Below are 25,626 nucleotides of genomic sequence, written 5' to 3' on the forward strand. Positions count from 1 at the left end.
CAGTACGCTTTCGTGAGGTTCACTGGGCAAATCATAAAACAGGCGCATTGAAGCAGCATCCGACGTTACAATCACTTCTACTTGGCTATCAGTTTTTCCGACTTTACCGGTCAACCTTCTTTTGCACTGCTAATTTTTTTCTAACAATCCATCATTATTATAAATAGAAATGGTCAAAAATTCATAGTAAGGAACCACCCTGTCAACCGGAACCATTGACGACGGTTCCATGCAGGTGGCCGAAATCGAGGATGACGGTAGGCGGCTGCCGGTGCTGAGGACTGAGTGCTGAGTACTGAGGGGTGGACTTCTGATCCATCGCGTCTTTATGGATATCAGTTGGTTCCGGCACCTACGGTTTTTTGGCGATAGTTGCGGATGATTCTGAAGGCCACAAAATAGCCCGCAACCGCCAGGGGAATGCCCAGGATGATGCCGCCGATGGAGAGGTCGACCAGGATCATCGGCGACTGCTGCATCAGCGCCAGCATATCGGACAACTTGTAGGCCGTCGACCAGTCGATCGCTTTGGAAAACCCCACCAGCCTGACGCCCACCCAATAATTGACCGGATAGATCAGTGGGGCCGTGATCACATTGGTGACGTTTACGCCGACCATTGCGGCGATCTTGCTCCACCCCAGCAAAGATGCCAGCAGAATGGACGAGAAGAAATGTACGCCGAAAAAAGGGGTCATGCCGATCAGCAGGCCCAAGGCGAAACCCAGGGCGATTTCGCGTGGGGCCCCCTTGAGCTTGATGAAGCGGTCGTAGATCGTCAGAGCGGTCTGTTTAATACGTTGGCTGAACACGGGTGGTTGTCTGCCGGAATCAGGGTTCAAGGGTTCAATGGTTCAAAGGTTCAGGGGTTCAAGGGGTCGAGGGGCCATCGGAAGCCGGAAGCCGGAGCCCCTTTTTCACACGCGATCCGCGTGAACGTGAAAGGAAAGCGCCGATCCGGTGACCTGGCTTCTGCCCGTGCGCAAGAACATGGTCACCCCGAGCACCTGGAGAAAAAGGATCGCCGCCGGATTCCACAACACTTTCAGTCCGGCCAGTACGTCCACGCCATGTAGGGAGGAGGGAAACACGAGCAGAACGAGCACGGCGTAGGGGATGGTCAGCAGGCTCATGATCTGGTAAACGCTGATCCGGCGATCGCCGCGATAGTCCGATCGCAGGAATTCGGAGAAAAACCGCCACCCCTGCGTTGCCAGCAGGCAGGAAAAATAGGCCCATGAATAGTGGCCCTGCAGGTAGAGCAACGTGCCGGCCAGTGAACCGAGGCTATACAGAACAGCGGTAACCGCCTGAATGGCGAATACCCTTTTTCCACCCAATTGATGCGCATAGGCGATCTTCTTGGTGTCGCCGGTATAGGTAAAGGCCATCCAGGAAAAGTAGCGCTGTACCATCGGCGGCATCTGGTCCATGGGCTTGCCGTAGCAGCAGCCGAAACTGATGCAGGCCAGCCGGCCGATGCCCTCGCCCAGGGTATAGCCCACCATCAGCGCGGATACCACCGCCATGGTTTCAAACGAAATGGCCAGCAACAGCTTCGCGGCGGCCTCGATCAAAAGGACCAGCCACGGGCCCAGGACGATGCCCAGAAAGGAGGCCGCCCCCACGCTGAAGGTATACGGTTTTTTCTCCACCCAGCGGGCGATCAGACGGGAACCGGGCAGGCAAACGCCCAGGAGAATCGTGATGATGGCCGCAAAGACGCCGAATTCGATCCCGGCCGCAGCGGTGAGAATCAACACCAGCGTCACCGCCGCACACAGGGCCATGGCGTTGAAAAGGCCATAGTAGGTCAGGTTGAGGCCCTGCCAGGAACCGTCAATCATCTTTTTGATTGGAACGGCGCAGATGATCTGCCAGCGTTCCCGCGGCAGGGCCCTGAAGCACCAGATGTAGAGCGGTGCCAGTAAAAGGGCCATGATCGAAACGAAGAGCCAGTTGGTCATGGATGAAACTCCTTTTTTAGTCCACCTTTCGCCCGATTTCCGTCCTGACCTTGACATCGGTCTCCACCAGCGGGGATCGGAAATGCAGCGTGTAGCGGCTGCTCACATCCCGGCGGCGCATGTTGGCCAGGATGTCCGCGGAAAACACCACCCGGCCCTTCTGAAAAATCAAGACATCGACGCTGCTGCCCGGCCGGTAAAGACTTTTGGGACAGCCTCTTTCTACAAACATGCCGGGAGCGAGGTCCAGCGGGTCGTCGTAGGCACGGGTGCTGTAGCACTGGACGATGTCGCCGATCATCATGGCCACAATCTCGATCATGGCCACCAGCCCGATGCCTGTGCCGCCGGGTACGTCCGTGTCGATGACGGTGACCACGCGGCGGTTCTTGGAAAACGGCGTCACCATGGAGACCACGGCGCCGGGATTGCAAGAATGGCAGCGGCCGTCGATGGTATAGACCTGCTTCACCCGCCCCGAAACCGGCACATGGTTGTAGTGATACTTATCCGGAGTGAGCCGGAAAATGGCGAAATCCCCGCCGGCAAACGTCGCGGTCCATTGGGCGTTGTCTTCGCCGATCAACTCATCGAAGGAGAAGAATTTTTCCTTCAGGAACAGGGCGTCGTGGCGGTCGAAGGAACCGACGATCATGCGGGCGTCGGCCGGGGAGACGATCCGATCGGTCGCTGTGGGCATGGGGCGGCATTGCCAGTAGCGGATTTTGCGCTCAAACAGTTTGCGAGCCGTGTTCAGGTCTTGCGGTCTGTCCAGGCATTCGGCCAGGTCGATGCCCATGGCTTTCATTCGGCTGGCGTCACCGGAGTCTCTTCTGGAAAACGGCATGTCAAAATTAAGATATCCGAGGATGGCCGACATGCGCCGGGATGTGGCTGCCCTGAACAGCAAGGGGGCGTTCTCCCTGGTGCTCGAATAGAGGCAGTTGATCAGCGGATCGGCAATCAGGTGTTCCGTCGCCACGTGGGCGGTTTCCCTGTCGATGTACTGGTGGGGGCTGGGCGCGGTTGTCAATCTGTCATTCCTCCGGTTGAACAGCTTCCGACTGCCGTTTCATGTGGCTTAATGTCAGCAGCATCAGGTGGATCAGGCGCGTGACGGCGTCCAGGGGAAGCTCTTCCGCAATGACCGCAGATCGCACCGTGGAGATGAAAGCGGCCGCATCCTGGCCCTTCAGCACGGCAAACATGGCCTGGTTGAAATGGCCGCTGCGCCAGGCGGGCATGCCGTCGAGTTGGCGGACCTGTTCGGACCACACGTCCAGGGCCTGTCCCATCTGCTCATTTTTCAGCCGCTCCCGGTAAAAGGTCTCCGCGGCGGCATTGAATTCATCGCTGGTCAACGCCATGGGCGACGAGGCGCCGGCTGCCTCGCAGATGCGCCGGGTGAGCCTGTCGGCCGCGCTGTTTCTGCCCGTCGTATCGACTCGACCCGTCAAATCCCGCATCGTCTCGTCAAGCTTGCCCATCTCGATCAATTCCGGGGCATCCTGTTCCAACAGGCGGATCAGCGTCTGTTGAAAATCCGCGACGCGGACCCGTGTGTATCCGGTGTACCGGCGGCTGGATCGGGTATTGCGGGTCTGCTTGACCATCCGTGCAAGCAGGCGGTTGGGGGTGTCCGTGCGCACGTAAAAGGTTGGTATGCCGGCCGCCGCCCCGAAAAATATCTGGCGACGCTCGCTCTCAACGAAGGGATGATCGGGGATGTCGGCGTGGGTGATGTTTCCGGTGAAGATGTATTTGTAAGCCAGCGCCGTGATCAACATTTGAAGGCTGGCGGCGTGCCCCATATCCCGATCCAGGTCCTCAAAAAGGCTGTAATGGCGGCCTTCGAAGCCGGTGAATCCCATGGTCTGAAAACAGCGCGCCCGATAAAGCATGTAAAGCGGCATGCAGGGGTCGAAGACCCCCATGTCTCCCAGGTCTTTTTTCAGCCGGGCATCGTTTCCCGGGCGGCCGTCCAGGGCAGGGCTCTCGTCGGTGGCCATCAGGGCCACCAGGTAGTCGATCAGCCTGAAATCGGGAACAACATCCCCTTTGAGGCCGAAGCAGCGTGCAAGGTTCCGATCCAGCCATTCCGGGCCAAACGGCGTGACGCTGCGGCCCAGGATGTTCAGATCGGCCTTTTTCTTCCATCTTCTCCAGAGCATCCGCAGGTGGGTGAAATCCAGCTCGTGGGGCAGAAACCCCAGGACCCGCTCCGGGTGAAAATCCATGAAGTCGATCCGGTAGGGTGCCGCCGAATAGATGCCCACGAAAAGCGGCAGGAAATGCTCAACAATCTTAATGGCCAGGTCCCCGTAGTGCTTTTCCTCCAGGGGACCGAAACCGGAACCGGGGTCTTTCATGAGACGGGTGAGCCGGCGGCTTCCCAGGCTGATATGGGTGCCGTTGTTGGCCAGGCTGATGTTGGAGGTGTTGGGCAGCACCACCAGGTTGTGGGCGACGATGCCGGCCTCCCTGAGCTTGATGACCGCATTGAGCTGGCTGCGGGAGAGCACCGTGTGGCACAGGTGCATGTAGCGATGCTTGGCTTCGCCTTCGTTCCAGCCGGACAGGCAGGGGCTCATGAACAGCGATCGATAGAAGCTGTCGGAGATCAGGTTGTTCAGCCGCTTCTGGCGTACCGGCGGATGGGGCGCAAAATAGAGAACCGCCTGCTGGCCGCTGTCGATCAGCCCGAACTGCCGGTTGGCGTACTGAATCAGCAGTTGCGAGAGCAAAAAGCGCAGGGATGTCTCCCGTGACAGACTCTGTCCCTTGCCGGATCGATCGTCCATGCAAACCGGATGGAAGGAGAAGGTCTCCGGAGAGGTGTTGTCCGAGAGAAAATGGTTCATCGCCGATTGACCGATTTCCCGGACGGTGGTGTGAACGGTCGGCCCGCCCACGGCATCGGCCAGGGCCAATTTCAGCAGGTAGCTGATGGGAATGCGAAGATAATCGCGACCGTTGCTGCTGATGGAAAACCGGCAGACATCGCTTCGTGGAGGGCTGTCGGCGCAGCCTTTGTCGGAGTGCAGGTCATCCTCGAAGACGGAGCGGGCAAACGGACTGAGGGCCTGCATGGGCAAACGGACCCAGCTGTTCTCCCATACCCCGCTGTCGTTAACCGACAAGAAGGCTTCCAGGGCCGTGACGGTGGAACGGGGCGTGTCGCCCCGCAGGGCCCGCTTCCTCAGGTTGCGGAAAAATCCGGAGTCTTCGATTTCACGGGCCAGGTCCACCTGGTGACGATCGCCCACCACCGCCGTCTGGTATTCATTTTCGGCGCCTGCCGTGGTGTCCGACGGGGTAAAGGGCAGGGTCCGGGCCAATCCTTCCGGCGTCGTGGTGTCGATGCCCAGCAGGTGAATCAGTTTAAACCGGTTGGCCGCCCGGGAGGGTGGCGCGGGATGCAGCGCTTCGGTTCGCCTCGGGGATGTGCCCGTTCGGCCGGCTAATTTAATCATTTCACCTTTCATGCTTCCCTTCTTTCCCGGGGCGGCCCCGATCAAGACAATGAGAAGTTGCGGCTGTCAGCCATGCAAAAAATGGAAGCCATCAGAACCAGGCCACTGAACGTATCGTCGGGCATCGGCGCCTCCCTGCGTTTATCCACACCGGTTTGCTTTCTCCGATTGCTGATGCCTGCAACAGTAAAGGACGAGAATTAGGGCCATGTTATCGTCAAGTTAGAAAATGGTTACGGATAAAACGAGGTCGAGGGTTGAGGTATCCAGGCATAACGCAAAACAAATCGTTGTCTAACACACGGGCAACAATAGGCGGGTTATAAGGTCCATACTTGATAGGATGCTCAGCCCCTGGAAAAAACACGCAGCCTAAATTCCAAAGAGAAAGTGAATGCCTTGAGCGGGGTTTTCCGATCCATTCTGAACAACCGCATCCCCGGGCAGGTGGTGATCCAGATCACCGACCGGTGCAATGCCCGCTGCCCCCAGTGCGGTATGCGCGCCACGGAATCATTCGCCCGGTCCACCCTGGAGACGGACACCATCAAGCGGATGATCGACGCGGCCGCCTGCCGGGGGGTTCAGGCCATCTCCTTTACCGGCGGCGAGCCACTGCTCGATCTGCCCAGGCTGGTGGAGTTGATCCGCTATGCCGGCGGTGCGGGCATCCCCTTCATCCGCACCGGGACCAACGGGTTCATGCTGGCGCACCACGAGAAAAAGGGTTTTGAAGATCGCGTTTCACGAATGGTCGACCAGCTTGCCGATTCGCCCCTGCGCAATTTCTGGATCAGCCTGGATTCCGCCGTGGACCCTGTCCACGAAGCGATGCGCGGATTTCCAGGGGTGGTGGCCGGCATCGCCAGGGCCCTGCCCATTTTTCACCGGGCCGGAATCTACCCGGCGGTCAACCTGGGCATCAACCGCAATGTGGGCGGTGACGCCACCCGCTGGCTGAATCGGAACGATTTCGGCTCGGACCGGGCCTATCTGGAAAGATTTTACTCCCTGTATGTAAGCGCCTTCGAACGGTTCTACCAGCGGGCGATCGATCTGGGATTCACCATGGCCAACACCTGCTACCCCATGAGCATCGATGCGGCGGAATGCGAACAGGGCCTCAGTGCCGTGTATGCCGCGACGACGGTGGCAAAGATCGTTCGGTTTTCGCCCATGGAAAAACAGGTCCTGTTCAGGGCACTGATCGCGGTCATTCGACGATTCCGATCCAGGATCCGTATCTTTTCTCCCCTGTGCTCGCTGGAGGCCCTGATCCGTCAATACGGCCCTGAGCATTCAGAGCAATCGACATACGGGTGCCGCGGTGGTGTGGATTTCTTCTTTGTCAATGCCGCCGATGGCCACACCTACCCGTGCGGCTATCGGGGCCACGAAGACCATGGTCCATTGTGGGATATGCGGATCGGCCGGCTGAACGTTCCTGCTGAAGCGGATGCCTGCCGGCAGTGCGACTGGGAATGCTTTCGCGATCCATCGGAACTGTTCGGCCCCCTGCTCGCTGTCTTTTCCAATCCGCTGGGTCTGGTTCGGCGGTTGGCGGACGAACCAGGTGCGCTGGCCACGTGGGCCGGGGATCTGTCCTATTATATGGCGTGCGGTTTTTTCAACGGCCGACGGCCACCGGATTTAATAAAGCTGAATCGGTTTTCCTCAAACGCCGCAAAGGCGGGAAGCAGACCATCGCTAATTCTCGACCATAACCGATTTAACCAAAAACTATCCATACCTTAACCATCGGCTAATACGTGCGTGATCATAAGGCGGCCAACGCGAAACCGGTATGCCGCCGGCAGTTGGCCAACAACCGCCGGTTGACGACGGCCGTGACCACCACAGAAAGGAAAACCGATGCGGATCGACCTGCACGTGCACTCCAAGCATTCCAAGCGGCCCTCCCAATGGATTCTCAAAAAAATCGACTGCCCCGAAAGCTTTACCGAACCGCTCCGTCTTTATGACATCGCCAAACGGCGGGGGATGACCCATGTGACCATCACCGACCACAACAGCATCGGGGGCGCGCTGGAGATCGCCCACTTGCCGGGAACTTTCATCAGTGAGGAAGTTACCAGTTATTTTCCTGAGGATGGCTGCAAGCTTCACGTGCTGGCCTTGGATATCACCGAAAACCAACATGCAGAGATTCAGAAGCTCCGCAAAAGTGTTTTTGACCTGGCGGCCTATTTTCACCATGAGAACATTTTCAACATTATTGCCCACCCCCTGTATGCAGTCAACGACCGGCTGACTGTAGATCATTTCGAACGTCTGCTGCTCCTGTTCAAAAATTTCGAGCTGAACGGTGCCCGCAACAGCCGGGAAAACCAGACCCTTAAAACCGTACTCAACGGGCTGACACCGGGAGATATTCAGCAGTTGTCAGACAAGCACGGCATCGTACCGGGGTTTTCATCCCCCCACCAGAAGCGCATGTTCGGCGGATCGGACGACCACAGTTGCCTCAATATCGCCAGGACCTATACCGAGTTCATCGGTGGTCCACACACCGCCGACTCGCTTGCGGCCATGCAGGAGAGCCGGGTCGCGGTTCACGGCCTTGCGCCTTCGCCCCAGACCATGGCCCACAACCTTTACGGCATTGCCTGGCAGTTTTTCCGCAATAAATTCAATTTGGGGCCTTACGCGGGCCATGACCCGCTGGTGCGATTCCTGGATCGTTCGTTGGGCCCCGAGCCGGCAACGGAACCGGGCATGCTTGCGCGGGTCTATTGCTTTTTTTCCGCCAAGAAACGCAGACGCGTCCAGCACCCCCTTGCGGATCCGCTGGCGACCCTGCTGCGTCAGGAGACACAGAAACTCATTGACGAAAACCCGGATCTGCTGGCCACCGCCGGCCGCGACGGAGCCGCCGCCGCAATGCGTGAACAGCAATGGTTCGACTTCGTCAATACCCTCTCCAGCCGGGTGATGGTTCATTTCGGCAACCATCTGCTGGATCATCTGTCGGGCGCCAATGTGTTCAATATTTTTCATACCATCGGGTCCGCAGGTGGTTTGTACACCCTGCTGGCGCCCTATTTTGTGGCCTTTTCCCAGTTTACTATAGGGCGGGACCTGGGCGAGCAGATCGCCCGGCGTTTCGATCCGTCAGCCGACGACCCGACGGCAACGCCGGCCGCATGCATGAATGTGGCCCACTTCACGGATACGTTTTATGAAATCAACGGCGTCGCCCTGACCCTCCAGCAACAGGTCCAGAGTGCGACCGCTGCCCAGCGCCACTACACCCTGATCACCTGTGACGACCGGAACCGGCCGCCCGAAGAGGGGGTTGCCCATTTCGCGAGCATCGGCACCTATGAACTGCCGGAATACGAGCAGCAGAAACTATTCTATCCGCCGCTGCTGGAGATGCTGGACTACTGCCACCGGCAGGGCTTCAACCACATCCACACGGCCACGCCGGGTCCCATCGGGCTGGCAGCGCTGGCCATCGCGCGATTTCTCAGGCTGCCTATTTCGGGCACCTACCACACGGCCATTCCCCAGTATGTGCAGATCCTGACCGGCAGCGGCTTCATGGAGGAACTGGCCTGGAAGTTCGTGCTCTGGTACTACGATCAGATGGCCTTGATCTATGCGCCCTCCCGGAGCACCCGGGATGAGTTGATCGCCAAGGGGATCAGCGCCGATAAAATCCAGGTCTATCCGCGCGGCATCGATACCGAGCGGTTCAACCCCATCAAGCGCAACGGGTTTTATAAAAGGTGGAACTGCGCCGAGAAAACGACCAAACTGCTCTACGTGGGGCGGGTATCCATGGAAAAGAATCTTCACCTGTTGTCGGAGGCCTATCGCCGGCTGGCTGCATCGACTGCCGCGGTCATGCTCACCGTTGTCGGCGACGGCCCTTACCTGGATGAGATGGTGGCCGCCATGGGTGATCTGCCCTGCATTTTCACCGGCCGCCTGGAAGGTGCCGATCTGGATGCGGCCTACGCATCCAGCGATATTTTCGTTTTTCCCAGCACCACGGACACCTTTGGCAATGTAGTGCTGGAAGCCCAGGCATCGGGCATTCCTGTCATCGTCACCGATCAGGGGGGACCGGCCGAGAACATCATCCCGGAAAAGACCGGCCTTGTGGTAAAAGCGGATTGCGTTGAATCGCTTTTCAGGGCCATGGCCGACCTGGTGGCCGATCCCAACCGACGGTTGCAGATGGGGCGGGCCGCCAGGCGCTATACGCAAAACCGCTCTTTCGAGGCGGCGTTCAATCAAACCTGGGAGATGTTCGGCAAGGTGAACGCGTTCATGAATTAGAAAGGGCGCGTCGTGGCGGTTGGCGGTTTCCACCAGAGCCGGGGACGGCACCCGTCACGACGGCAATTCCCGGCCGCAGGTGACGGTCGAGGGGAACATCTTTCCCGGGTTGAGGATGCCGTTGGGGTCGAGCAGGCCTTTGATGCGCTGCATCAGGGCCAGCGTGCGCTCGTCGAGGTTCCAGCCGATCTGGTTGCGCTTGACCAACCCGATGCCGTGTTCGGCGGCAATGCGCCCCTCCAGGGCGATGGTGGCCCTTAAAATGGCTTCCCTGGCCTGGGACAGGTTTTCCGGAGGCGCGGATGCATTCCGATTGGCGATGTTGACATGGATGTTGCCGTCGCCGGCATGGCCGAAACTGACGATCAGCACATCGCGTTCCCTGCCGATCGCTTCCAGTTGGCGCACCATTTCAGGGATGCGCGCAATGGGGACCGCTATGTCCTCCTCTTCCCATTTGGGCCGCAGGTGGGTCAGCGCGGCATGGATCGACCGGCGCGACCGCCACAGCGCATCCTGGCCGGCTTTCTCTCCGGCCACCTGCACGTCAATGGCGCCGTTGGCCTGGCACACCGTCTGTACCCGCTTCAGATCGGCCTCGATCTGACTGGGCTTGCCGTCCACCTCGATCAGCAAGACAGCCCCGGCATCGGCAGGCAGGCCTGCATCCTGGTATTGGGCCAGGGCGCGGATGCAGTGATTGTCCATGAATTCGAGGGTCGCGGGAATGATGCCGTTTTTGATGATGGCGGCAACGGTCTGGGCAGCCGGGTCGATGGCAGCGAAGGCGGCCATGAGCGTCTGCTTGGCTTCGGGCAGGGGCAGCAGTTTGAGAATCGCCCGGGTGATGACGCCCAGGGTTCCCTCGGATCCCACGAAGAGACGGGTCAGGTCATAACCGACCACATCCTTGACGCAGCGTGAACCGGTGTGGATGATCTCGCCGCTGGCCAGAACCACCTCCAGACCCATGACGAAATCCTTGGTCACGCCGTACTTGACGGCGCGCATACCGCCGGCGTTTTCGGCGATATTGCCGCCGATGGTGCAAAACGCCATGCTGGCCGGATCGGGCGGATAGAACAGGCCCCGGGCCTCGACGGCGGCGTGCAGCTTGGCGGTAATTACCCCCGGCTCAACGATGGCCTGGAGATTGTCCGTGTCGACGGCAATGATCCGGTTCAGGCGGTGCATCGCCATGACGACACCGCCTGCCAGGGGCACCGAGCCGCCGGTCAAACCGCTTCCCGCGCCCCGGGGCACCACCGGGATACGGTAGGTGTCCGCAACCGACAGGATCTGGGATACCTGGGTTGCATGTTGCGGGCAAATCACCGCTTCCGGCAGGCAGCGGCCGCCGCTGGCATCATAGGCGTAGGTGAGGCGGTCCTCCACGGACTCCAGATAGTGCGCCTCGCCCAGCAGTTGCATGAATTGGTTTCTGGCGTCGGGATGCATATTCGGGATCTCGATGGAGAGCACATGCCCTCCCTGTGGCAGGTCGTGTCGGGCCATGACTTCCTCTTAGCGGGTTGCCGTCTCCAGGTTCCCCAACCCCGGGGTTTCGAAGCGTTTGCCGACATGGTGCAGGAGCAGGCTCGCCAGTCCCACGATGACCAGATAGATCAGGGCCACGATGATGTAGGTTGAGATGGGTGCAAAATAGCGGCTGGAAACCATTTTGGCTTTGCCCATCAGATCCGGTACGGCTATCAGAAACACCACGGCGGTGTACTTGATGATGGCGATCATTTCGTTGGACCACGACGGCAAAACCAGCCTGAAGGCCTGGGGCAAAATGATGCAGCGGATGGCCGTGAAGCGGCTCATGCCGATGGCACGGGCAGCCACCATTTGCCCGGCGCCCACTGCCTGGATGGCACCCCGCAGATATTCCGCCTGATACGCGCCGCTGTTCAGACCCAGGGTCAGATAGGCCGCGGTCAACCGTGAAAAGGTCACCCCGAGATCGGGCAGGCCGTAGTAGACCACAAAAAGCTGAACCAGCAGCGGCGTTCCCCGGAAGATGTTGATCAGGCCCGCCACCATGCTTCGAAGCCAGGGATTTCCATAGACGCGGATCAACGCCACCGGCAGTCCGACCAACAGGCCGATCATCAGGGCACCCCCGGCGATTTTCAGGGTAATGAGGGTTCCCTGGAGGAGTTCGGGGATAACGGTCTGGAAAAAAGAGAAGAACGCGTGCATCGGTCGCCTAGCGCTTAAATGGGAAATCAAGGCTTACGGGCGTCGACGGCATTCGTCCCGGCCCTGGTTGACGGGATCGTCCGCACCGTCGCGCGCCCCGCTGATCTTGGAGAAAAATTTTCTGGCGCGTTCCGTCCGGGGCGCCTCGAAAAAGGACTGTGGCGTCCCTTCTTCAACAATGCAGCCATCCTCCATGAAAACGATGCGCTGGGCCACTTCACGGGCAAACCCCATTTCGTGGGAGACGACGATCATGGTCATGCCCTCCCGGGCCAGTTTCTGCATGACGCTCAATACCTCGCCGGTCAATTCAGGATCCAGCGCCGAGGTCGGCTCATCAAAAAGCATGATGGCCGGGTCCATTCCCAACGCCCGAGCGATGGCCACCCGCTGCTTTTGGCCGCCGGAGAGTTGGGCCGGGTATTTGTCGGCATGGTCAACCATACCGACACGCTCCAGTTCAAACAGGCCCTTTCGACGAGCCGCGTCGGCCTTCATTCCCAACACCCTGGTCAGGCCGATCGTGATATTGTCCAATGTCTTCAAATGGTTGAAAAGATTGAAATCCTGAAAAACCATCCCGATGCGCCTGCGGATCTGGTTCACATTGACGCCGGGTGCGGTGATTTCCTGGTCCCCCAGCCAGATTCGTCCGCTGCTGGGCCGGGTGAGCAGGTTGATGCACTGCAGCAGCGTGCTTTTCCCCGTACCACTGGGGCCGACGATGACGAGGACCTCCCTGGGCAGGACCTGCAGGGAAACCCCCCTGATGATTTCTGTTCCGCCGAAGGATTTGCACAGGCCCTCCATGATGAGGATGGGTTTTTCAGGCATGGTTCGCATCTTTACATGCTTATTTGGTAGCGGCGTTCCAGGGTTCCCAGCAGACGGCTGGCCAGCAGGGTGAACGCGATGTAAAACGCAGCCGCCGTTCCGAAGGCCAGGAAAGGCTCAAGGCTGCGGGCGCTGACCCACTGGGCCCTGCGCAGCAATTCCGGCACGCCGATGACATAGACCAGGGTTGAATCTTTCAACACCAGGGTAAATTCGTTGGACCATGCCGGGATCGCCAGCCGGATGGCCTGGGGCAGAACGATGGCGCGGATGGCTTTGAAACGGCTCATGCCGATGGCGCGGGCGGCGATCATCTGCCCCGGCGGAACGGACAGGATCGCCCCGCGGAAAATTTCCGACTGGTAGGCCCCGCTGGCAACCCCCAGCGCGATGGCCCCCGACAGAAACGGGGAGAGATCGACCAACTCGGATATGACAAAATAGAGGATGAAAATGATGACCACCACCGGAACGGCCCGAAGAACGATGCTGTAGACCGCTGCCATGGGCGAAAAAAAACGCCCCCCGTAGATCCGCAGCACGGCCATCATGATGCCGATCACGAAACCGATGCTCAGCGCAATCACGGTCACAGACAGGGTGATTCCGATCCCGGGGACCAGGTAATGCAGAATCGTCAACAGGCTCTGGATCAGTTCGCTCATGACTTCCTGTGGCTTTACATATAGGGCAGTGGCGGACGCTCCGGCCTAACGACCTGTTTGTGCTCCGGACCGTCCGCGACCTCCTCAGGCCGGTGTTGTGGTGCGATCTCCGGCGACTGCAGTTTCGGCCGGTCTAGTCAATGCCGAAGGCTTGCTTCTGTTTCTCGATCCAGCCCGCATCGCTCAACTCCTGGATCACCCGGTCGATTTCGGCCTTGAGCTGGGTTTCGCCCTCCGGCAGCGCGAGGCACTGGCCGGCCAGAACGGTTTCCGTGGTCACCAGGGCAATTTTCAGGGTTTTCATTTTATCGGTCAGGTCCTGGGCCGGTTTGTTCTGGATCAGCAGCAGGTCGATGCGCCCGGCGGCCAGGTCCAGCCCGGCGTTGTCCACACGCTCGTACTGAAACAGGTGGTCTTCGGGCGTCAGCCCGGTTTCAACCAGGTTTTTCCGGATCCAGCTTTCCTGGATGGTGCCCGTCTGGGTGCCGATCTTCTTGCCGGCGGCATCCCCGGGGGTGCTCATTTTGACGTCGGCTTTCGTGGAGGTGACAAAGGCATCCTTCACAAAATTATAAGGGATCGAAAAATCGACCGTTTTGTCTCGTTCGGCCGTGCCCTGCATGGCGGCGGCGACGAGGTCGATTTTCTTGTTTTGCAGCGCGGCAATGAGCGTGTCGAATCCCATGTCTTTGATCTCCACCTCCACGCCCATGCGTTTGCCGACTTCTCGCACCAGGTCCATATCGAAACCGACGAATTTACCGGAACTGTCCACGGACTCATAGGGCGGATAGTCGGCCGAGGTGCCGACCACCAGCTTGCCCCGCTGTTTGATCATGCTCAACTGGTCAGCCGCGAATCCCAGGCTGACACCGGCCAATACCAACACCAGAATTGTACTTGCCGTCCAAACCATTTTCAACCGCTTCATGTTCACCTTCCTTTGCCGATCCCTTTGATGTTATGCGCCGGGTAAGGCGGTCCTTGTCGACCGGCGCTGGTTCCTTAAATTGATCTGTTGATATCGGAACATCGATTTTATATTCGATGATCATGGCTTCCTCATCTGCTAACGTTCCTTTCAGTTTGAGCCCCCGTGGACGACCGGCGGCCTGATTTCCACCCGGTCTCCCGGTTTGATGCCATGAGATTGGAACCACCCCTGGTTGACTTCAAGCACATACACGGCGGGTAAATTGGAGCGGTATCTCATTTCAGATTGATCGGGCAACATGGTCTCCATATTGATAATGACTCCCGTGTCGTCAAGAAATGCGATGGATAGCGGGATCCAGGTGTCTTTCATCCAGAACGATCTCCGGTCTGCTTTCGCATACACGAACAGCATGCCACGGTTTTCATCAAGCGCGAAGCGCCGCGACAGTCCGCACGCACGCGATTGGGGTGTGGCCGCCACTTCCACAACCAGGCGGTGCCCGTTGATAACTACCGACAGGGTCGGCAGGTCGAACGGACATGCGATGGGTCTTTCGGTCAGGAGAGCTGACATGATCATGGCTGCGAAAAACGGTCTCAGAAAACCGACCGCGAATTGCTTTTGTTCCATCAGGAAAGACATGGACCGACTTGACCTTTCAAGAAAAAGACCACAATGCGTCCTGGCCGCTAGTGGGTGAGGATTTTGCTGATGAACTGGGCGGCGCGGTCGGTCTGGGGGTTGGCGAAAAAGTCGTGCGGGTTTCCGGTCTCCACCAGGGCACCATCGTCCATGAAAATGACCCGGTGGGCCACTTGCCTGGCAAAGCCCATTTCGTGGGTGACCACACACATGGTCATGCCTTCGCTGGCCAGTTTGACCATCACGTCCAGCACTTCACCGATCATCTCGGGGTCCAGGGCGCTGGTGGGTTCGTCGAAGAGCATGATTTTGGGGGACATGGCCAGGCCCCGGGCGATGGCCACGCGCTGCTGCTGGCCGCCGGAGAGCTGGGTCGGATGTGCATCGGCCTTGTCCGCCAATCCGACGCGGGCAAGTTTTTCACGCGCCAGTGCTTCGGCATCGGCGCGTTTCATTTTCCTGACGTTGATGGGCGCCAGGGCGACGTTCTGCAGGGCGGTCATGTGGGGGTAGAGGTGAAACTGCTGAAAGACGAATCCGATTTCGGCCCGCAGTTTGGTCAAATTGGTGGAATGGTCGTGCAGCGGTGTGCCGTCGACGAAGAGCTCCCCCTTCTGGAACTTCTCCAGGCGGTTGATGCAGCGGATGAGGGTGGACTTGCCCGATCCGCTGGGGCCGCACACCACCACCACCTCGCCGGGGGTGACATGCAAATTGACATCCCTGAGCACATGCAGTTTGCCGAACCACTTGTTGACGTCCTTGAATATGATCATGGGTTTCTTCCCGATTTCCGCTGAAACATCCGTTAAATCATCACCTGCTGGGTGGCCATTTTCTTTTCCAGCTGGTTGCTGAGCCGGATCAGGGGATAGGAAATGGCAAAATAGAGAATACCCACCAATGAGAAAACCATCAAGCCTTCGGGAATCCGCACCACGGTCACCCATCCCACGCGGGTCAACTCCACCACGCCGATGACCGACACGACCGAGGAGTCCTTGATCAGCAGCACATACTGACCCACCAGGGGCGGCAGGATGGTCTGCAGGCTCTGGGGCAGGATCACGTGGCGCAGCTGCTGGTAAACGGTCAGGCCCGATGATGCCGCCGCTTCCCACTGGCCAATGGGGACGGCCTTGATCCCGCCGGCCACGATTTCACAGATAAAAGCGGTACCCAGGATCGTCAAAGCGAGGATCGCCGCCGGAAAGGCATCCAATTGAATGCCCCATTCCGGAAAGATGAAAAAGACGATGAAGATCTGCACCACGAAGGGCGTTCCGCGGATGACGGCCACATAGGCACCGATTACGGCGACCAAAAGCTTGCTTTTGGAGGCGCGCAGGATGCCCAGGATCAATCCGAATATCGTCCCCATGACCAGGCTGATGCCCGACACGGCAACGGTCATCCACAGTCCCTTGAGAAAAAAAGGCAGGATTTCGACCAGCCGCTGAAAGTAGAATAGCATCATGGTCAGTAGGCCTCCCTGAAGATGAGCTTTTTCTGTGACCAGTCGGCCAGGGATTTCAGCACGAAGTAGATGCACAGGTAAAAGAAGGCCACGGTGAAAAAGGCCTCCGAGGGCATGAAGCGTTCCGAGGTGAGCGTCTGCCCGACGCGGGTCAGTTCCATGACCGAGATCAGGGAGAGCAGGGCCGAGTCCTTGACCAGCACGATGGCCTGGCCCAGCAACGGCGGCACCGTCACCCCCAGCGCCTGGGGCAGGATGATGAAGCGCATGCGCTGGAAATAATTCAGCCCCGACGAAATTCCCGCTTCGATCTGGCCGTTGGGCACCGAGGTCATCCCCGCGCGGACAATCTCGGCGATATAGGCCCCGCTGTTGAGCATCAGGGCGATGATGCCCGTCTGCAGCTCCGGCACGCGCAGGCCCAGGGTGGGCAGACCGAAATAGAGGAAGTAGATCTGAACCAGCAACGGGGTGGAGCGGATGGATTCGATGTAGGCGATGGACAGGCCCCTTACCAGCCGCCACCGGGAGAGCCTGCAGGCGCAGGCGATGATCCCGGTAATCAGGGCCAGAAAGAGTGAGACGATGGATATCAGGAAGGTGTTGCGCAGCCCTTCCATAAAAAACGGCATATACTCCCAGATGACTCTGAAATTAAACCCTTCGAGCATCAGTTATCCTTGGATGGTTTTGCATGGGAAGAGGGGGGCCCCTCTTCCCATGGTGTGATCGGACGCTGGGTTTACAGACACCGTGTGGTCGGACTAGTGGTCCTTTTTCCAGTCCGTGGATTCCATCCAGTACTTGATGTTTTTGTCGTAGGAGCCGTCGCTGCGGGCGAACGCAAAGTATAGATTGATCCACTGCCACAGGTTCACCGACTCATGGCGCACGGCAAAAGCCAGGGGATCTTTGCCCTGGCCCAGTCGGCGATCCAGCAACCGCACCGACTTCGGGGGGAAGTCGGGCAGCACGGTCAGCACGGCCAGGTCGTCGTTGACGCCTGCATCCACGTGGCCGGCCAAAAGGGCCTGAACGATCATGCGGCCGCCGCCCTTGTAGGTCTTGATCTGGGCGTTGGGCAGATATTGCTTGGCGATGGTCTCTCCGGTGGAGCCCAGCAGGACGCCCACGGTGACGTCCGGTTTGTTCACGTCTTCCGGCTTCAGAAAGGTGGCGTCGTTTGTCGTGAACACGCAGGGTTGTACGTAATACCACGGGTCGCAGAAGGTGATTTTAAGGTGGCGCTTGAGGGTGGGGGTCATGTCTGCAGCCAGAATGTCCGCCTTGCCGGAAAGCAGCGCCGGGATCAGCCCGTCCCAGTCAAAGTCCAGGATCTTGAGCTTGACGCCCATGCGGTCGGCCATGTCCTTGGCGAAATCCACCATGGAACCGGTGTGGTCCCCGTTCTTGTCCACAAAGGCATAGGGGGCGGCACCGGACTGCACGGCCACGCGCAACTCGCCACGCTGGACAATGTCCGCGAGGGTGTTGGCCATCGCAGTTCCGGTCATGATCATGGTCAATGCCAGCAGTACTGCCAGAACTCTTTTTTTCATCACTTCCTCCTTTTTTTAACTTCCGGTGTTGTAGATTTTACCAAACAGCCAAGGCTGCATTTACGCCAGCGTGATCTTCTCTTCGTCGACGATGATTCCGCGGGACCGCAATGCGTCGATAAAAGCGGTGTAGGGAATGTGTTTCATCGGCGACAGGATGCCTTTTTCGACAATTTCCCCCCTGGCAAGCATCTGGGCGACGATGCTGGCCGGGTAGCCGACGCCCTGGGCCATGGCCATGAGGCCCGTCTCCAGATTCCGCTGGATGAGCAGCCGGCTGATTGAACGAACCTGTCTGCCGCCCTGCTTGCCCTCGAATACGTTGAGCATGGCCACCAGGTCTTTTTCCGTGTGTTTATACTGGAGTTGAGGCCCCAACAGCTTGTCCATCATCTGGTAGGGGGAAACCGGGCAGGCGAGGCCGGCCACGGGATCCTCGCTTAAAAAACCCAGTTGTTTCAAAGGACGCCAGAAGGCGCTCCAGCCGGGCCAGCGCAGCGAGTAGCGGCCGGTTTCACGGATCGTCGGCGTCACCCCCAGGGCATCGGTGAAAAAAACGGCATCGCCGTTGGGGATGGCCTCCAGCGTCCCCAGGCCGGGAAACACCACCGTGTGGATGTAGTCCGGATCGTGCTGGCGGGCACCGGGGATGTCGATGACCGTGCCCTGGCGTATGAGCCTGCCGTCCCGTTTGGTGGAGGCAAGCACCCCTTCGAAAACCCACGACACCTTGTAGTTCAAGGGGTTGTCGCAGGCTTCGCGCTCCGGGAATCCGCCGCAGTATGAGTTGATCACGTTGAGTTCATCAAAGCGGCGTCCGGCTTCGCCGTAAAGCACCAGATCGATTCCCGGGTCCAGCCCGCATTCGGGCATGATGGCCACCCCTGCGTCGCGGGCGCTGTCGTTTAAGCCCGCGATGGGGTAGGCGTAGTTGGTGTTAACCACACTGACACCGCAGCGGATGGCCGCCTGGCAGACCGCTTCCATGAACTGCCGGGGGAGCAGATCAATCACCACATCGGCCTGCCCGAAAAGACGGTCCAGGCTCGCCGGGTCGCCGGCGTCCAGGGCTGCGGTGTGGACCTTGGTCATGTCGATGAAACCCGCGATCGCCTTGATTCCCTCGAGGTTGACGTCGGCACAGATCACGCGCTCGACGTCCGTACTCCCGGCCAGATCAAAAACGGCGGTTTTCCCCTGGATCCCACAACCTCCCAATACCAATACTTTCACGGTTTGTACACTCCTGTTTTAAGTGGGTTGATCAATCGCGAAATTCTCGCGCTCTCCCCGGATGTCCGCGCAATCCTTGCCGCGGCTGCCGGTCCTTGAAGATTTAAGCCGCCGCCACGCCCCGGCCTGCTCAGGATCGGCGGCACCTGTTACCAGTCATCCAGCCCGTCGGGGCTGCGCATCCATTTTCGGCTGGCGCGCATCACCACGAATGTCTCACAGTGAGCCACCCGGCCGATACCCTGGAAACGGCTATCCATACAGCCGACCCAGGAAATAGTTCATCTGCTTGTACCACCAGGGCCAGTCGTGATTGACATCATGGCCCCAGTAGTCGATCCAGGCGCCGATGCCCTTTTCCCGGAAGATAGCGTCCAAGGAACGGGTATCTTCGATGGCCGCCTCTTCCCAGGCCCCCTGACCGACGCCAATGATGATGGTGCTTTCCTGGTAGCGGCGCAGATACCAGGGATCGGTGAGTCCGGGCAGGTAGTTGACCGGTGAGTTGAAGTAGACGGCGCCCAGATCATCGGCACTGTTGCCGAACTCCGGCCGATCCAGCCGGTAAAGCCCGCTCAGCGCGATGGTGCCGGAAAACAGGTCCGGGTGGCGAAGAAAAAAATTGAGCGCATGCAAGGCGCCCATGCTGCAGCCGTTGGTCATGATCCGCAGATCCTCATCGTTGCAGTGGCTGCGCACGAAAGGGACCACCTCCCCGGTGATGTACCGGTCATAGCGTTCATGACGGGCGTTGCGTTCGGCCGGTGGCGCGTTGAAATCATACCAGGAGTACGCATCGATGCTGTCGACACAGAACAGCTTGACACGGCCGCCGTCGATGAACGGAGCAATGGCCGCCACCATGCCCATGCCTTCGTAATCGTAGTAACGGCCCCGGGAGCAGGGGAATACGACATAGGGCTGCCCCCAGTGTCCGTAGACCCTGACGGCCATATCCCGGTCGAGGTGGGGGCTGTGCCAGCGGTGTTCTTCGATATGCATCATGGACCTCTATTTGGTTGCCTGAATATAGCCGACGATCTCGTCAATCTGCTCCATGTCTGGCGATCGGAAGATATAGCCGAAATCACCCAGGGCGCTGCTGAACACCCCCGGTACACTGGCCGCCTGGACCATGAATGGTCTGTATTTTTCCATCACCTGGTCATGGCTGTTGCGGTAGTCATAGCGATTTTTACGGCTGGCATAGCAGCAGTGGTATCTGCGGCGATAGTCCAGCTCCGTCCGGCCATTGACCATCACCTGGGCCCACAGGTGGTAAACATCGATGTCGCAGGCGAAGTTGAACATGTCTGTGGTGAAGCCCCCCGGCGGGCGCATGTTCACTTCAAGGGCCACATATTTCCCCGGGGCGGTTTCGAAGAACTCGATATGAAAGAACCGCTCGCGGACATCGAACGCCTGGACGCACCGGCGTCCGGCCTTCTCCAAGGCCGGCGGGATGTCACGCAGGGATGTGTAGTGAATGTGCCGGGCCTGGTTGACGGTTTCCATGATGCCCTGGCTGAACCGGTGGGCGGTAAAAAAAACCAGGTTGCCGTCTGCATCAGCCAGGCCATCGAAGGAGACAATCCTGCCCACGATGAATTCTTCCATAATGTAGTCTTCTGCGGGTTTGGCGCAGAAAAAGGCCTCGAGGTCGGCCGCATTGTCCAGGCGGAACGTATCCAGGGCGCCGACACCGGCATCGGGCTTGGCTACCACCGGATATCCGGTAATCTTGACCAGGCCCCTGGCCTCGTCGACGGTGGAGACCACCCGGCCCACAGCCACGGGGATCCCGGCAGACTGGAAACGGCCTTTCATCATGGATTTGCGCTTGATGAAGTCGATGCCGCGGCCACGAATGCCGGTGATGTTGAAATCGTCACGGATGCGTGCTTCGGTGGCCAGCCAATACTCGTTTAGGGATTCGCAACGGTCGATTTTGCCGTAACGGTGGGTGTAGTAGCCGCAGGCACGCACCAGCTGATCGTAGTCGTGCATATCCGTCAACCGGTAATATTCGGTCAGGGCGTCTTTGACCATCGGGTCGAGTTCATCGAAGGGTGCGTCGCCGACGCCCAGCACATTAACGCCAAGCAGTTTCAGATTTTTGCAGAATTGATGGTAGTGGTGGGGAAAATTGGGGGACAGATAGACCAGGTTCATGTTCAGCCCTTCTACAAACGGTTAAGAATGGGTCAGTTGGATCTCGCGGGCCATTTTCAGCAGCTGTTTCCGGTCAGGTGAGCGGATGATGTAGCGGTGGCGGCTCATTGCTGAACGGAAAACGGGCGGATTTTCACCGAACTCCACCAGTGCGCCGCCCAACCGCTGCAACAACTGGTCATGTCGGAACACATAATTCCGGTCGCGCCGGCCCACGTAAGCACAAAAATACTTTTTTTCCGGGGTCATGGCTACCCGGCCCTGTCCGGTGATCATGTGGGCATAGGCGGCATAAAGGTCATCATCGACACTGTAGTTCATCATGTCAAGGATGGCACCCCCGGGGGGGCGGCAATTGATTTCGATGGGCATGTAGAGGTCTCCCAGGCAAAAGAACTCGAAGTGGAAGAATTTCCGGCGGATGCCGAAGTCCCTGACCAACTGAAGCCCAATGTCGCGCAGCGCTCCGGGAATATCGCGTTCAACGTAGAAGAAGGTGTCCTTCCCGTGGACATAGTCCAGCACGCCGTCGCCGTAAGTCAGGGAGTTTTCGAAGCGTACGCTGCCATGCCAATCCGTCAGCCCGTCGTAGCTGACGATGGGGGCGTCGACAAATGCCTCCATGAAGTAGTCTGTTCCCAGGTTGGGCAGCAAGGCTTCAAGCTGGGCCTGATCGGCCACCTTATGGATGTTTCCGGCCCCTACTCCCTCATCCGGTTTGAGGATCAGGGGGAAGCCGATGATTTTGGCCAGTGCCAGTCCGTGTGCCCTGCCCGTTAACCGTTCGCCACGGGCAGTGGTGAGGCCGCTGGCGCGAAATTGCCGCTTCATTTCGGATTTCTTTTTGATGCGATCCAGGTCCGCCGGTCGGATCCCGGGAATGTCGAGCATCCGGTTGATGTGCGCCTCGAGGCCCAGCCAGATTTCATTGTGGGATTCGACCACGTCGAACCGCCTGGGCGTTCCCAGCGCCGTTTTCGCGCAGAGGAGTTCCTCTAATGCGCGATCCACCGATTCCTTTGAAGTGAGATCGGTGCGCACGTAATATCGAACGGCCTTTCGGAGGGGGGCAGGCATGCTGGTGAAGTCAGCCTCGCCCAGCGCCCACACATCGACACCATGCTTTTCCAGTTGGAGGACGAAGTTGGCGTAGTTTGGCGGAAAATCAGGGGAAAGATAGAGCAGATCCATGCTACGCCTCGCATCGACACAGACAGTGGTTTCGTCACCAGGGGCCGGGCCGGCATCATCGATGACCCATGGCGCCATTATGGGCTTAAAACAAAGGGTTTGCAAGCGCGATCCGTCTGGCACAACGGATCCCGGTTCACCGTGAATGCCGATTCCGGGTGGATACTTGAACATCGACGGATCTTGTTTTATATTACCTCCTTTATGACTCATTCAATGAGGGAAAAATGATCAGGTCGATAATTGTGTCTACAGGATGCTACATCCCGCCCGAGACGGTATCCAATACCCACTTTCTGAGCAGCGAATTCTATGGGGCCGACGGCGTGCGGCTGCAAAAGCCCAATCCTGAAATTATTGAAAAACTGTACAACATCACCGGTATCCGTGAGCGCCGGTATGTCAGCGACGCGCTGACCACCACCGACATGGCCTTCGAGGCGGCCCTCAAGGCGCTGGAAGGCATCGACAAGGAGAGTCTGGACTACATTATCGTCGCCCAGAACTTCGGGGACACCCGGTCCGACAACCTGCGTACGGATATGGTGCCCACCATTGCATCACGGGTCAAACACCGGCTTCAGATCAAGAATCCCTACACGGTGGCCTACGATATCCCCTTCGGCTGCCCCGGCTGGCTCCAGGGCATGATCATGGCCGATTACTACATCCGTTCGGGAGACGCCAGGCGGGCCCTGGTTATCGGCGCCGAAGTCCTCTCGCGGATTTCGGATCCCCACGACGTCGATTGCATGATTTTTGCCGATGGTGCGGGAGCCACGGTTCTGGAGGCATCCGAATTCGATGCCGGTATCCTGTCCCACATCACCCGCACGGACGCGTTCGACAAGGTCTGGCTGCTGCGAATGGGGAAAACCTACCACCCGGATCGCCAGGGAGACGACCTTTTCATCAAGATGGACGGCCATGACATCTACAAATATGCGCTGAAAACCGTTCCCCTGGTGGTGAAGCAGTCCCTGGACAAGGCCGGGCTGATGCTCACCGACGTCAAGAAGATTTTGATGCACCAGGCCAATGCCAAAATGGATCACGCCATCCTGACGCGATTATTTCAACTTTGCGGGGTCCAGCCGATTCCGCAGGACATCATGCCCATGATCATCCACTGGGCCGGCAACAGTTCTGTGGCGACCATCCCCACCCTGCTGGACTTGCTGATGAAGGCGCAACTGGACGGCCACCAGGTGTCCTCCGGCGATGTGATCGTACTCGCATCGGTCGGCGCGGGAATGAACATCAACGCCATGGTCTACCGCCTGCCATGATCCGCTGATGTTATCCGTGAGCACCGCCCACATTGAGTGCATATTGAAGAATCACGTAAACGCCATAGACCGACAACAGCCAGACCCCCTGCCAGCGCCGGAAACTGCCCGCCTTGTTCATTGAGATGAAGGCTCTGAACGACCAGAGGATGATCAGCATGGTCGGGAAGTGGAAGTAAAAGAAGTTGGGCGGAATGGCCAGGGGCCGGGCCGTGGCTGCCGCACCGATGACAAACAGGCAGTTGAGCACATCGGCGCCGACCACATTGCCCACGGTGATTTCGGGATGGCCTTTGCGCAGGGCGGCGATGGCGGTCATCAATTCAGGCAGCGAGGTGCCGAAGGCAACCATGGTGGCGGCGATGACATCCTCGGGGACCCCCATGCGGGCTGCAATTTCAGAGGCGCTCGGCACCAGGATGCGCGCGCTCATGATCACCAGAAAGAGGCCGCCGGCGATCATGGCCCAGCAGATCCAGACATCCCGGGGCTGACTCAACCGCTTCAGTTCACCCTCCAATGCCGATCGACCGCCGGATCTGGCCCAGCTGTAGGTAACATAAAGATAAACGGCCAAAAGACAGAGCAGGCCGATGCCGATGGACCGGCCGATCACCGGTTCTCCGCTGGACGTCAACAACAAGACCACCGATATGACCACCAGCAGTGTCGCCGAGCCCACCTGCACCCAGCCGGTGCGGTTCAGTATGAAACGGTTGACCGGAACTGTCGCCAGGATGCAGGTCAGGCCAAAAATCAGTCCGGTATCTGCGATGATCGAACCCACGCCGTTGCCCAAGGCCAGGCCGGAGTTGCCCATCCAGGCAGCCATTACCGAGACAATTGCCTCGGGTGTGGTCGTCCCCAGAGAAACGATGGTCGCCCCGATGACGATCCGCGGCAGCCCGGTGCGCTCCGCCAGGTCCACCACACCGTCGATCATCCAGTCTGCGCCTTTGGACAAGAAAAGAATACAGACGACGATTAATCCGAGCAGTACGATCGTGGGCAACCCAGCCACCCAATCGTGCAGCAGCGATTCGCTCACAAACCATTCCCAAAGCGAGTGTTCCATCCAAACTCCTTCGTGTGATCCTTACCAGCCAGATGGCAAAGCGCTGGTTTCGGCTGACAGCAATCCTTGTACAGCGGGCATGGGGTTAAAAGAGGGGTGACGGCCGATGCCCGTTTAATGGCCCTCGGCCACCGGATTGTTGAACCGAAAGCTACTTTTTAAGTTGGGACATCACCTGGGGAATGATTTTGTCCAGCAGCTGGTTGTATTTGTCCGTGCCCAAACGCGCCACGACAGCCGCTTTGATTTTCTGGACCGGGTCGTTCTGGGCGGCAACCTGCGTTGCCTGGGGCAGGGCGTGGGAGGCCGTTGTTTCGACAGGGCGGGAAGGCAAGGCGCCGGGGGCGGAAGACCCGGTTTTCGTCCGGGAGCCGCCGGCCATCCGTGGCATTGCCGGTCCCTGGCGGCTGTTATCGGCTGGCTCCATCGGAATAAGCTGCATTCCCAGTGCAATGGCTTTTTCACGGGCCACGTCGGTCAGTACGACATCATCGTGGATGTCGATCTGCGTTACGCCAGATGCGTGCATATCTTCTATATCGCGAACGGTGTAGAATTGTTTCATGCTCTGCCCCCCATACAGCAGCCTGCAATTT

The 25,626-nt window shown here is 58.8% G+C and carries 23 protein-coding genes; 3 read left to right on the forward strand and 20 right to left on the reverse strand.

Annotated elements, in window-relative coordinates:
- Positions 1–335 precede the first annotated feature (335 nt).
- From R6V78_RS08930 to R6V78_RS08945, 4 genes are all read right to left on the reverse strand, one after another.
- Positions 336–812 carry a DUF2062 domain-containing protein gene (locus R6V78_RS08930; protein ID WP_410288999.1) on the reverse strand — a complete coding sequence of 159 codons (477 nt, stop codon included), beginning with the start codon at positions 810–812 and terminating at the stop codon, positions 336–338.
- A gap of 105 nt (positions 813–917) precedes the next feature.
- Positions 918–1,967 carry a prolipoprotein diacylglyceryl transferase family protein gene (locus tag R6V78_RS08935; protein WP_410289000.1) on the reverse strand — a complete coding sequence of 350 codons (1,050 nt, stop codon included), beginning with the start codon at positions 1,965–1,967 and terminating at the stop codon, positions 918–920.
- A gap of 16 nt (positions 1,968–1,983) precedes the next feature.
- Positions 1,984–3,000, reverse strand: coding sequence for a phosphatidylserine decarboxylase (locus R6V78_RS08940; protein ID WP_410289001.1), 1,017 nt, complete (start codon positions 2,998–3,000; stop codon positions 1,984–1,986).
- A gap of 4 nt (positions 3,001–3,004) precedes the next feature.
- On the reverse strand, positions 3,005–5,440 hold the full coding sequence (locus tag R6V78_RS08945; RefSeq protein ID WP_410289002.1) for a hypothetical protein: 2,436 nt from the start codon (positions 5,438–5,440) through the stop codon (positions 3,005–3,007).
- Between the two features lie 390 nt (positions 5,441–5,830).
- Here R6V78_RS08945 and R6V78_RS08950 point away from each other — a divergent pair, with 390 nt between their 5' ends.
- Entirely contained in the window at positions 5,831–7,195 is a 1,365-nt protein-coding gene (locus tag R6V78_RS08950; protein ID WP_410289003.1) for a radical SAM protein, read from the forward strand.
- Positions 7,196–7,312: 117 nt separating this feature from the next.
- The gene (locus R6V78_RS08955; RefSeq protein ID WP_410289004.1) at positions 7,313–9,748 is read left to right on the forward strand and encodes a glycosyltransferase; all 2,436 of its coding nucleotides are present in this window, start codon (positions 7,313–7,315) and stop codon (positions 9,746–9,748) included.
- Between the two features lie 54 nt (positions 9,749–9,802).
- On the opposite strand, the gene R6V78_RS08960 is transcribed toward R6V78_RS08955, so the two are convergent.
- The 14 genes from R6V78_RS08960 to R6V78_RS09025 form a co-directional block, all read right to left on the reverse strand.
- Positions 9,803–11,263 carry an FAD-binding oxidoreductase gene (locus tag R6V78_RS08960; protein ID WP_410289005.1) on the reverse strand — a complete coding sequence of 487 codons (1,461 nt, stop codon included), beginning with the start codon at positions 11,261–11,263 and terminating at the stop codon, positions 9,803–9,805.
- A 9-nt stretch (positions 11,264–11,272) separates the two neighbouring features.
- Complete coding sequence (locus R6V78_RS08965; protein ID WP_410289006.1) at positions 11,273–11,956, reverse strand: amino acid ABC transporter permease; 684 nt, start codon at positions 11,954–11,956, stop codon at positions 11,273–11,275.
- Positions 11,957–11,989: 33 nt separating this feature from the next.
- Positions 11,990–12,790 (reverse strand): amino acid ABC transporter ATP-binding protein, encoded by an 801-nt coding sequence (locus tag R6V78_RS08970; RefSeq protein ID WP_410289007.1) that lies wholly within the window; start codon positions 12,788–12,790, stop codon positions 11,990–11,992.
- Between the two features lie 11 nt (positions 12,791–12,801).
- Positions 12,802–13,455 (reverse strand): amino acid ABC transporter permease, encoded by a 654-nt coding sequence (locus tag R6V78_RS08975; protein ID WP_410289008.1) that lies wholly within the window; start codon positions 13,453–13,455, stop codon positions 12,802–12,804.
- Between the two features lie 133 nt (positions 13,456–13,588).
- Positions 13,589–14,386, reverse strand: coding sequence for an ABC transporter substrate-binding protein (locus R6V78_RS08980; protein WP_410289009.1), 798 nt, complete (start codon positions 14,384–14,386; stop codon positions 13,589–13,591).
- 150 nt (positions 14,387–14,536) lie between these two features.
- Positions 14,537–14,965, reverse strand: a complete 429-nt coding sequence (locus R6V78_RS08985; protein WP_410289010.1) for a DUF192 domain-containing protein — start codon at positions 14,963–14,965, stop codon at positions 14,537–14,539.
- Between the two features lie 116 nt (positions 14,966–15,081).
- Complete coding sequence (locus R6V78_RS08990) at positions 15,082–15,810, reverse strand: amino acid ABC transporter ATP-binding protein (RefSeq protein WP_410289011.1); 729 nt, start codon at positions 15,808–15,810, stop codon at positions 15,082–15,084.
- A 32-nt stretch (positions 15,811–15,842) separates the two neighbouring features.
- On the reverse strand, positions 15,843–16,511 hold the full coding sequence (locus R6V78_RS08995) for an amino acid ABC transporter permease (RefSeq protein ID WP_410289012.1): 669 nt from the start codon (positions 16,509–16,511) through the stop codon (positions 15,843–15,845).
- 2 nt (positions 16,512–16,513) lie between these two features.
- Positions 16,514–17,182 (reverse strand): amino acid ABC transporter permease, encoded by a 669-nt coding sequence (locus R6V78_RS09000; protein WP_410289013.1) that lies wholly within the window; start codon positions 17,180–17,182, stop codon positions 16,514–16,516.
- 93 nt (positions 17,183–17,275) lie between these two features.
- Positions 17,276–18,070: an ABC transporter substrate-binding protein gene (locus tag R6V78_RS09005; protein WP_410289014.1), complete on the reverse strand. Its 795-nt coding sequence runs from the start codon at positions 18,068–18,070 to the stop codon at positions 17,276–17,278.
- Between the two features lie 60 nt (positions 18,071–18,130).
- Positions 18,131–19,303: a saccharopine dehydrogenase family protein gene (locus R6V78_RS09010; RefSeq protein WP_410289015.1), complete on the reverse strand. Its 1,173-nt coding sequence runs from the start codon at positions 19,301–19,303 to the stop codon at positions 18,131–18,133.
- Between the two features lie 252 nt (positions 19,304–19,555).
- A complete protein-coding gene (locus R6V78_RS09015; protein WP_410289016.1) occupies positions 19,556–20,305 on the reverse strand; it encodes an esterase family protein in 750 nt (249 codons plus the stop codon).
- Between the two features lie 9 nt (positions 20,306–20,314).
- Entirely contained in the window at positions 20,315–21,475 is a 1,161-nt protein-coding gene (locus tag R6V78_RS09020; RefSeq protein ID WP_410289017.1) for an acetyl-CoA carboxylase biotin carboxylase subunit family protein, read from the reverse strand.
- A 21-nt stretch (positions 21,476–21,496) separates the two neighbouring features.
- Entirely contained in the window at positions 21,497–22,666 is a 1,170-nt protein-coding gene (locus R6V78_RS09025; protein ID WP_410289018.1) for an acetyl-CoA carboxylase biotin carboxylase subunit family protein, read from the reverse strand.
- A 227-nt stretch (positions 22,667–22,893) separates the two neighbouring features.
- Between R6V78_RS09025 and R6V78_RS09030 the strand changes: the two genes are divergently transcribed.
- Positions 22,894–23,955 (forward strand): 3-oxoacyl-ACP synthase III family protein, encoded by a 1,062-nt coding sequence (locus R6V78_RS09030; RefSeq protein WP_410289019.1) that lies wholly within the window; start codon positions 22,894–22,896, stop codon positions 23,953–23,955.
- A 10-nt stretch (positions 23,956–23,965) separates the two neighbouring features.
- Here R6V78_RS09030 and R6V78_RS09035 read toward each other — a convergent pair whose 3' ends face one another.
- A complete protein-coding gene (locus R6V78_RS09035) occupies positions 23,966–25,030 on the reverse strand; it encodes a sodium:calcium antiporter (protein ID WP_410289020.1) in 1,065 nt (354 codons plus the stop codon).
- Between the two features lie 151 nt (positions 25,031–25,181).
- Positions 25,182–25,595 carry a hypothetical protein gene (locus R6V78_RS09040; RefSeq protein WP_410289021.1) on the reverse strand — a complete coding sequence of 138 codons (414 nt, stop codon included), beginning with the start codon at positions 25,593–25,595 and terminating at the stop codon, positions 25,182–25,184.
- Positions 25,596–25,626 lie beyond the last annotated feature (31 nt).

The organism is Desulfosarcina sp., from assembly GCF_046496365.1.
Taxonomy (GTDB): Bacteria; Desulfobacterota; Desulfobacteria; order Desulfobacterales; family Desulfosarcinaceae; genus Desulfosarcina.